This is a genomic window from Mesorhizobium sp. M2A.F.Ca.ET.042.01.1.1, assembly GCF_003997405.1.
Classification (GTDB): domain Bacteria; phylum Pseudomonadota; class Alphaproteobacteria; order Rhizobiales; family Rhizobiaceae; genus Mesorhizobium.
Genome location: NZ_RZRX01000532.1, coordinates 1 through 1,574, shown reverse-complemented (window position 1 = coordinate 1,574; position 1,574 = coordinate 1). Strand labels below are relative to the sequence as shown.

Sequence of the window (1,574 nt, the reverse complement as noted above, 5' to 3'; positions counted from 1 at the left end):
CGCGTGCGCGCGGCGGCGGTTGCCTGCTGCTGGCCGCTGTCCCCGGTCAGCGCCGGCCGGCGCGGCGCCGCCAGCCTGATATCGCGCTCGACCACGACATCGGTCGGCCCGCCGATCAGGATCAGATGCTCGATGTCGTCACGGCGCACCAGCACCAGCCTGCGATGGCTGTCGACGGCGGTCGCGTCCATGACCGCGAGGCGCGTCTTGCGGTTCCTGCCGCCGGCCACGAAAGTGCCGAAGGTAAGATTGCGCACAACCTTGATGACGAGCAGGATGACGACGAGCAAAATGAGTGCTGCAAACGTCCACAGGATTGCGGCGACATAACCCGGACCCGCCACGCTATCCAGCCACTGCAGCATCGGTGCACCCAATCGCCTCTTGAGGTCAGGCGACACTAGACCGCGGTGGCGGCCCGCCGCAAGTTCACATCACCCATCGTGAACAGTTTGAAACATGAATCATTGATTTTATCGGACATTTGCCGCCGGGGCCTTTTCCGCTACAGGAGAATGTGATTCAACCGGCCGTCCGCGCCCGTCGGACACCGGAATCACGAGCAGGGGGAACATGGCCAAGGAAGCGCGCGGCGATTTCTATCCGGTACCGATCGTCGACCAGAACACGCGTCCGGGCGCCGTCACCAGGCTCATCGTCTTCATCGTCGTCTTGACCGGCGCCGCGATCGTCTTCGGACTTTTCCGCGAGCGGCTCGGCGATCCATTCCTGCTCGGCATGCTCGGCGTGCTCGCCATGATCGGCGTCGGCTTCCTGTTCGCGACCGCGATTGGCTTCGTGCAGATCGCGCCGCGGTCGACTAGCGACGAATTGTCGAAAGCCTTTGTCGACTCGATGTCGCAGGGGCTGCTGGTGACCGACACCAAGGGCCGCGTCGTCTACGCCAATCGCGCCTATGCCGACATGACGGGCGCCGCCTCGGCGGCCGATCTCAAGACCGTCGAAGGTCTCTTGTCTGATGTTCCCGAGGCCTCGATGACGATCTACAGGCTGGCGTCGGGCCTGCGCGACGGCCAGGCGGGCGACGGCGAGTTCCGGCTGGCGCAGTCGATCAAGCCCGGCGCCGAGCCCGGCGCGCGCTGGTACCGGGCCCGCGCCCGCGCCTTCAGCATGCCCGGGCAAAGGCTGCCGATGCTGGCCTGGCAGCTTGCCGACATCTCGCAGGAACGGGCGGAGCAGGAGCGTTTCTTCCTCGACCTGCAAAAGGCCATCGACCATCTCGACCATGCGCCGGCCGGGTTCTTCTCGGCCGACCAGGAAGGCCGCGTCACCTATATCAACGCCACGCTCGCCGAGTGGCTGGGCATCGACCTTGCCTCCTTCACGCCGGGCGCCATCACGCTGCCGGAAATCATCGCCGGCGACGGCATGGCGCTGGTCCGCTCGGTCAAGGCCGATCCGGGCACGACCCGCAATGCCGTCATCGACCTCGACCTCACCACGATGAGCGGCCAGGCGTTGCCGGTGCGCTTCATGCACCGGGTTTCGGCAAGCCGCGAGGGCGTGAACGGCCCGACCCGCACCATCATGCCAAACCGTACCCAGAGCGAGGA

General features: G+C 66.0%; 1 protein-coding gene and 1 pseudogene. One reads left to right on the top strand and one right to left on the bottom strand.

The genetic code is table 11. The features are described 5' to 3' along the window. Window positions 1–365: pseudogene (locus EOA23_RS34570) on the bottom strand (flagellar biosynthetic protein FliO); the annotation flags it as partial. Between the two features lie 208 nt (window positions 366–573). Here EOA23_RS34570 and EOA23_RS34565 point away from each other — a divergent pair. Next, window positions 574–1,574: PAS domain-containing protein (locus EOA23_RS34565; RefSeq protein WP_127307304.1), on the top strand; the 1,001-nt coding region annotated here is incomplete at its 3' end.